Here is a 7,386-nt window from a genome sequence, read left to right as displayed (position 1 = left end):
CAGCCACAGGCTCGGTCACCGAGTGGCCGTTAAGCAGTGGATCAAGTTCGTCATATTCAGGCAGCGTCGCGCGATTACCGGAAAACAGCACATCATTAGGATCGGCAACCACGCCACGGGCGCTGTATTCAATTTCGTCTTCATCATCCATGCGTTTGCCGGAAAACAGCGCCGCATCGGTATGACGACCAAGCGGGTTGGTAAATTTCTCCGCCAGACGTTTACGGCGCGCTAACGCACCGCGCAGGATACGAGCTCGGCGCGATTCATGGGGTTTGCCATCAGCGGCGTCGACAGACTCTTCTTCGTCTTCATACTCTTCGTCATCGACCCAGGTATCGTCGCGGCGGGTACGGTTGCTGGCAAACGTCAGGATATTGAGTAACCAGCCGCCCAGTTTTTCCGCAATGCTCACCCATGACCAACCGGTGAACAGTGTTAATCCCGCTGCCCAAATGCACAACAACGTCAGCGTGCCGCCGCTGCTGTGCAGCAATGGTTGTAGCGTGGTGCTGAGCAGACTGCCGATCACGCCGCCAGAGGCGAAATACCAGATGTCATCGGCGTTAATTGCGGCCAGCCCGCAGGAAGTGAGAATCAGCGCCAGAACGCCAATAATGCGCAGCGAGACGGCAAAATAATCGACGTATTCGTCGCTGGCCTGATGTCGCCAGGCAAACCAGCAGCCACCGACAATGATGACGGGGATGGTGTAGGCCATGACGCCAAAAATAAAGAACAGCGTATCCGCCAGCCATGCTCCAGGTATTCCACCCAGATTATGGATAGGCTCATGCCACGCGGTTTGCGACCAACTGGGATCCGAAGGGTTAAAGCTGAGTAAGGCAGCCATCAACCAGACGGCAAAAAGGGCAATAAGAATCAGTAGCGCTTCCAGAAGTCGGCGCCCGCTGCTTAACTTCGTCAATGTGACGTCTTTGTCTTCAGTGTATTCCTGGCTCAAAAACGGCTCTCCAGGTTTCGGGCTTTTCCTGCCCGATGCTAAAACGGACAACAGCACCGGGTTGCCCCGGCACTGTTGCTGTATGGATTAACAGGAGTGTAATCAAACTGCGTCGATTTTGCACCTGTTCCGTGTTAGCGCGTCTTAATTACCAGACGATTGCTCTGTTTGACTTCTTCCATTACTACATAAGTACGTGTGTCATTCACGCCAGGCAGACGCAGCAGGGTTTCCCCCAACAGCTTACGGTATGCCGACATATCCGGTACGCGTGTTTTCAGCAAATAGTCGAAATCACCGGAAACCAAATGACACTCTTGAATTTCTTCAAGTTTTTGTACTGCAGAGTTAAATTGTTCAAACACATCCGGGGCGCCACGATTCAGAGTAATCTCAACAAAAACCAGAAGTGATGCATCCAGATAATGCGGGTTTAACAGCGCTGTATAGCCCTGAATAAAACCCTGTCTTTCCAACCGACGCACACGCTCAAGGCAGGGCGTTGGTGAAAGTCCCACACGTTTAGAAAGCTCGACGTTAGAAATACGCCCATCCTTTTGCAGCTCATTAAGAATGTTACGATCGATACGGTCGAGATCTTTGCCAGGGCGCTTCTTACTATCTACCATTATTATTGTCTCTCTGTATTCCTTCCCTACTCCTGCCTGACTCTACCAACATCACTGTTCAGAGTCGCTACCCATCAAAATAAACCGCAACCCAGAGGGATTTTCGGTTCGCAATGTCTGGGTTTATGGTGAGAAGACCGTTGCCTGTCGGCGGCTATCGACATCACGAATGGCATCTGTCCACACCATGCGTAGATTTCGCTAACACGGTAAACATGGTATCTACATGCATGATTATGCAGCACATACATGACACAGTTTTTTTCTTCCTTGAATGTTTTCGCAAAACAGCAGGGGATTGTCAAAGCAAAACATCGATTTTTAGTACAACATGCCAGTTATTCATTCGCAGTGATGGAAAATCGTCATTTTATCACCTTATAACTGACCGATTTTAAGTAGAAATCGTTATAGTATTACGACTAATTCTGCCGTTCATCGGTTCCCGCTATTACACATATTGTTAACAAAATCGCCATACTCTTTTTTTACGCCTGTAAATTCCCTACAATCCTGCTCATTGCCTGCTAACAACTATGGGGATCTCATGGGCGCAACCAAACACAGTAAACTTCTTATTCTGGGCTCTGGCCCTGCGGGGTATACCGCTGCGGTCTACGCTGCACGCGCGAACCTGCAACCGGTACTGATTACCGGTATGGAAAAAGGTGGTCAGTTGACCACAACAACAGAAGTGGAGAACTGGCCTGGCGATCCGCACGATCTCACAGGCCCATTGCTGATGGAACGCATGCACGAACATGCGACCAAATTTGAAACTGAAATTATTTTTGATCATATCAGCAAAGTTGATCTGCAAAACCGCCCTTTCCGTCTGACCGGCGACAGCGGTGAATACACCTGTGACGCACTAATCATCGCCACCGGTGCGTCAGCACGCTACCTGGGTCTGCCTTCAGAAGAAGCCTTCAAAGGCCGTGGCGTTTCCGCCTGCGCGACCTGCGACGGTTTCTTCTACCGTAACCAAAAAGTTGCGGTGATCGGCGGCGGCAACACTGCTGTTGAAGAAGCGCTGTACCTGGCGAATATCGCATCTGAAGTGCATTTGATTCACCGTCGCGACAGCTTCCGCGCCGAGAAAATCCTGATCAAGCGTTTGATGGATAAAGTCGAAAACGGCAACATCGTGCTGCATACCCACCGCACACTGGAAGAAGTGACCGGCGATCAAATGGGCGTAACCGGACTGCGCCTGCGCGATACGCAAAACACTGACAACGTCGAGTCACTTGACGTTGCAGGGTTGTTTGTCGCTATCGGCCACAGCCCGAATACCGCCATTTTTGACGGTCAGCTTGAACTGGAAAATGGCTACATCAAAGTTCAGTCCGGTATTCATGGTAACGCCACCCAAACCAGCATTCCGGGTGTATTCGCCGCCGGTGACGTGATGGACCATATTTATCGCCAGGCGATCACTTCAGCAGGCACCGGTTGTATGGCTGCGCTTGACGCAGAGCGTTATCTCGACGGTCTGGCAGACGCTTGCAAATAAGTTTTACAAATCAGTAACAAAAGTAAAAAAGGCGACTATAAGTCGCCTTTATTTTTGCCTCGTTGTAACATTGTCCTGCCCAAAAATTCCAATAACTCACCTGCTAAGCGTGCAATGAATAAAACCCGTCAAAAAGAGCTGACCCGCTGGTTAAAACAGCAAAGTGTAATTTCCCAACGATGGCTGAACATTTCACGCCTGTTGGGGTTCGTGAGCGGCCTGTTAATTGTCGCTCAGGCCTGGCTCATGGCCCGAATTCTCGACCATATGATCATGGACAATATCCCCAGAGAGGCGCTTCTGCTCCCTTTCATTGTGCTGGTATTGATTTTCATCCTGCGGGCATGGGTCGTCTGGTTACGCGAACGCGTCGGGTTTCATGCTGGCCAACATATCCGCTTTGAGATTCGCCGACAGGTGCTTGACCGTCTGCAACAAGCAGGTCCCGCCTGGATACAAGGCAAACCAGCCGGGAGCTGGGCTACGCTAATCCTGGAACAGATTGATGACATGCATGATTACTATGCACGTTATCTGCCGCAAATGGCGCTGGCTGTATGCGTCCCTTTATTGATCGTGGCGGCGGTATTCCCGTCAAACTGGGTAGCCGCCCTTATTCTGCTTGGAACTGCCCCGTTGATCCCGTTATTTATGGCGATGGTTGGTATGGGTGCAGCCGATGCTAACCGCCGCAACTTTCAGGCTCTTGCTCGCCTCAGTGGCCATTTCCTCGATCGCCTGCGGGGCATGGAAACGCTAAGAATCTTTGGCCGCGGTGAAGCTGAAACAGAAAGCATCCGCGCAGCGTCACAGGATTTCCGCCAGCGCACCATGGAAGTCCTGCGCCTGGCGTTTCTGTCATCCGGTGTCCTTGAGTTCTTTACCTCCCTGTCCATCGCACTGGTCGCGGTTTACTTCGGTTTTTCCTACCTCGGTGAACTCGATTTTGGCCACTACGGGACGGGCGTCACATTGGCAGCTGGCTTCCTGGCGCTCATTCTGGCGCCGGAATTTTTCCAGCCCCTGCGCGATCTGGGCACGTTTTATCACGCCAAAGCACAAGCCGTTGGTGCAGCAGACAGTCTGAAAACCTTCATGGAAACCCCGCTTGCACATCCTGAGCGTGGCGATATTGAGCTGACTACAAAAGACGCAGTTTCAATTGAAGCAGAAGATCTGGTCATCACCTCGCCGGAAGGTAAAGTGCTTGCAGGTCCGCTCAACTTTACCCTGCCAGCGGGCCAACGCGCGGTGCTGGTTGGCCGCAGCGGCTCCGGCAAAAGTTCGTTGCTCAATGTCCTGTCCGGTTTTCTCTCTTATCAGGGATCGCTGCGGATTAACGGCTTTGAGCTGCGCGACCTGTCGCCTGATTGCTGGCGCAAACAGCTGTCCTGGGTTGGACAAAATCCGCAGCTCCCTGCCGCCACGTTACGCGATAACGTGCTGCTCGCTCGCCCCGATGCCAGCGAAGAACAGCTGCAAGCCGCACTCGACAGCGCCTGGGTCAGTGAGTTTTTACCACTTCTGCCACAGGGTGTGGATACACCAGTAGGCGATCAGGCTGCTCGACTTTCTGTCGGACAAGCGCAGCGCGTTGCCGTGGCTCGCGCCTTACTCAATCCATGTCAGTTGTTGCTGCTTGACGAGCCCGCCGCCAGCCTTGATGCACACAGCGAACAACGCGTGATGCAGGCATTGAAAGCAGCATCACGCCGCCAGACCACGCTGATGGTGACACACCAACTTGAAGATCTTGCCGACTGGGACGTTATCTGGGTGATGCAGGACGGACAGATCGTTGAACAAGGCACTTATGCCGAACTTAGCGCAGCCAACGGGGCGTTTGCGACATTACTGGCTCATCGTCAGGAGGACATCTAAATGCGCGCTTTGCTACCTTATCTGACGCTGTATAAACGTCATAAATGGATGTTAACCCTGGGGATCGTTCTGGCGATCGTCACACTGCTGGCAAGTATTGGTTTGCTGACGCTTTCCGGCTGGTTCCTGTCGGCTTCTGCTGTGGTGGGTGTCACCGGGATTTACAGTTTTAACTATATGCTCCCTGCTGCCGGGGTACGCGGTGCGGCAATCACCCGAACCGCGGGCCGCTATTTCGAGCGATTGGTCAGCCACGACGCGACGTTCCGCGTGCTGCAACATTTGCGTATTTATACCTTCAGCAAACTGCTGCCGCTCTCCCCTGCTGGCCTGTCCCGTTATGGACAAGGTGAATTGCTTAACCGCGTGGTGGCGGATGTCGACACGCTCGATCATCTCTATTTGCGCGTGCTCTCCCCGCTTGTGGGCGCTTTTGTCGTCATCATGGTGGTCACGCTGGGGCTAAGCGTTCTCGATTTCACGCTGGCTATCACTCTCGGCGGTATTATGCTGCTGACCTTATTTATCCTGCCCCCACTCTTTTATCAGGCAGGTAAAAGCACCGGGCAAAGTTTGACGCATTTACGTGGGCAGTATCGTCAGCAGTTAACATCCTGGCTGCAGGGCCAGGCTGAACTGACCATCTTTGGCGCCAGTGAACGTTACCGCGCCCAAATGGAAGCCACCGAGTTGCAGTGGCATGAAGCCCAACGACGTCAGTCTGAATTAACGGCGCTATCACAGGCGGTCATGCTGTTAGTCGGCGCACTGGCAGTGGTTGTGATGTTATGGATGGCCTCCGGCGGCGTGGGTGGCAATACCCAGCCTGGCGCGCTGATCGCGCTGTTTGTCTTCTGTGCGCTGGCCGCGTTTGAAGCTTTGGCCCCCGTCACCGGGGCATTTCAGCATCTCGGACAGGTTATTGCCTCTGCGCTGCGCATCACCGAACTGACCGAACAGCAGCCAGAAGTCACCTTCCCGGATGCCGGTTCTCCAGTTTCTGAGCAGGTCACTCTCACGCTACGCGATGTTTCATTCAGCTATCCGGGGCAAGCACAAAAAGCGCTCGACACCCTTTCGCTGCAGGCTCAGCCCGGTGAACACATTGCGATTCTCGGTCGCACCGGCTGCGGTAAGTCAACGTTACTACAATTGCTGACCCGCGCATGGGATCCGCAGCACGGCGAAATTCTGATTAATGAGCAGCCGATTTCAGCCCTCAGTGAAACCACGCTGCGCCAGAGCATTAGCGTCGTGCCACAGCGCGTGCACCTGTTCAGCGCGACGCTTCGCGATAACCTGCTGCTGGCAGCACCGCACGCCAGTGATGACACATTATCCGGAATGCTGTGCCGCGTCGGTCTGGACAAACTGCTAGAGGGGGATGGACTCAATGCCTGGTTAGGCGAAGGCGGTCGTCAGCTTTCTGGCGGCGAACTCCGTCGTCTGGCTATCGCTCGCGCCTTATTGCACGATGCCCCACTGATGCTGCTGGATGAACCGACCGAAGGGCTTGATGCCACAACAGAAAGCCAAATGCTTGAATTAATTGGCGATGTCATGCGCAATAAAACCGTACTGATGGTGACACATCGTCTGCGCGGCTTGTCACGTTTTGATCAAATAATAGTGATGGACAACGGACACATTATTGAGCAAGGTAATCACGCAGATTTGTTAGCCCGGCAGGGGCGTTATTACCAGTTTAAGCAACGTCTGTAAGCTATTATTGAACGATCAAACTCGCGTAGTGGAGTTTCGCTGTCATGCGCCTGGTGCAATTGTCCCGCCATTCTATAGCCTTCCCTTCACCGGAAGGCGCTTTACGCGAGCCTAACGGTTTGTTGGCGCTTGGCGGTGATCTCAGTCCAGCCCGACTGTTAATGGCCTACCAGCGCGGAATTTTCCCGTGGTTTTCACCTGGCGACCCCATCCTTTGGTGGTCGCCCGATCCACGCGCCATTCTTTGGCCCGAGAAATTTCATCTCAGCCGCAGCATGAAACGTTTTCATAAAAACTCGCCTTATCGCGTGACGCTCAATTACGCGTTCGGTCAGGTGATTGAAGGCTGCGCGAACGACCGGGAAGAAGGTACCTGGATAACGCATGATGTAGTGGACGCCTACCATCGCCTGCACGAGCTGGGCCATGCGCACTCCATTGAAGTATGGCGACAAAATGAATTAGTGGGCGGTATGTATGGCGTGGCGCAAGGTACGCTATTTTGTGGCGAATCAATGTTCAGCCGTCAGGAAAATGCGTCCAAAACCGCACTGCTTGTTTTTTGCGCTGAATTTATCCGTCAGGGCGGAAAATTAATCGACTGCCAGGTATTAAATAGCCACACAGCTTCGCTGGGCGCCGTCGAAACCCCACGTCGGGAGTACCTTGAACAC

6 protein-coding genes are annotated in these 7,386 nt (G+C 53.1%); 4 read left to right on the top strand and 2 right to left on the bottom strand.

What is annotated here, in order from left to right; translation table 11 throughout:
- Together FDW94_RS23915 and lrp are read right to left on the bottom strand one after the other, a co-directional pair.
- On the bottom strand, positions 1-964 hold a 964-nt coding region (locus FDW94_RS23915), incomplete at its 3' end, for a DNA translocase FtsK 4TM domain-containing protein (protein WP_193392556.1).
- Between the two features lie 134 nt (positions 965-1,098).
- Positions 1,099-1,593, bottom strand: coding sequence for a leucine-responsive transcriptional regulator Lrp (lrp, locus tag FDW94_RS06455; RefSeq protein ID WP_002439523.1), 495 nt, complete (start codon positions 1,591-1,593; stop codon positions 1,099-1,101).
- 547 nt (positions 1,594-2,140) lie between these two features.
- Here lrp and trxB point away from each other — a divergent pair.
- The 4 genes from trxB to aat all read left to right on the top strand — a co-directional run.
- A complete protein-coding gene (gene trxB, locus FDW94_RS06450) occupies positions 2,141-3,109 on the top strand; it encodes a thioredoxin-disulfide reductase (RefSeq protein ID WP_003831889.1) in 969 nt (322 codons plus the stop codon).
- 114 nt (positions 3,110-3,223) lie between these two features.
- The gene (gene cydD / locus FDW94_RS06445; protein WP_003831887.1) at positions 3,224-4,990 is read left to right on the top strand and encodes a cysteine/glutathione ABC transporter permease/ATP-binding protein CydD; all 1,767 of its coding nucleotides are present in this window, start codon (positions 3,224-3,226) and stop codon (positions 4,988-4,990) included.
- A complete protein-coding gene (gene cydC, locus FDW94_RS06440; RefSeq protein WP_137377320.1) occupies positions 4,991-6,712 on the top strand; it encodes a cysteine/glutathione ABC transporter ATP-binding protein/permease CydC in 1,722 nt (573 codons plus the stop codon).
- A gap of 44 nt (positions 6,713-6,756) precedes the next feature.
- On the top strand, positions 6,757-7,386 hold a 630-nt coding region (gene aat, locus FDW94_RS06435), incomplete at its 3' end, for a leucyl/phenylalanyl-tRNA--protein transferase (RefSeq protein WP_249358325.1).

Origin of the sequence: Citrobacter sp. wls757 (assembly GCF_005280935.1) — a bacterium.
Taxonomy (GTDB): domain Bacteria; phylum Pseudomonadota; class Gammaproteobacteria; order Enterobacterales; family Enterobacteriaceae; genus Citrobacter; species Citrobacter portucalensis.
The sequence above is the reverse complement of the archived record's forward strand: the minus strand, read 5'-3'. Positions and strand labels throughout refer to the sequence as shown.

Bases quoted from the DNA above. Each gene is read 5' to 3' on its own strand.
- trxB (WP_003831889.1), top strand. From the start codon at position 2,141: ATGGGCGCAACCAAACACAGTAAACTTCTTATTCTGGGCTCTGGCCCT.
- cydD (WP_003831887.1), top strand. From the start codon at position 3,224: ATGAATAAAACCCGTCAAAAAGAGCTGACCCGCTGGTTAAAACAGCAA.
- cydC (WP_137377320.1), top strand. From the start codon at position 4,991: ATGCGCGCTTTGCTACCTTATCTGACGCTGTATAAACGTCATAAATGG.
- lrp (WP_002439523.1), bottom strand. From the start codon at position 1,593: ATGGTAGATAGTAAGAAGCGCCCTGGCAAAGATCTCGACCGTATCGAT.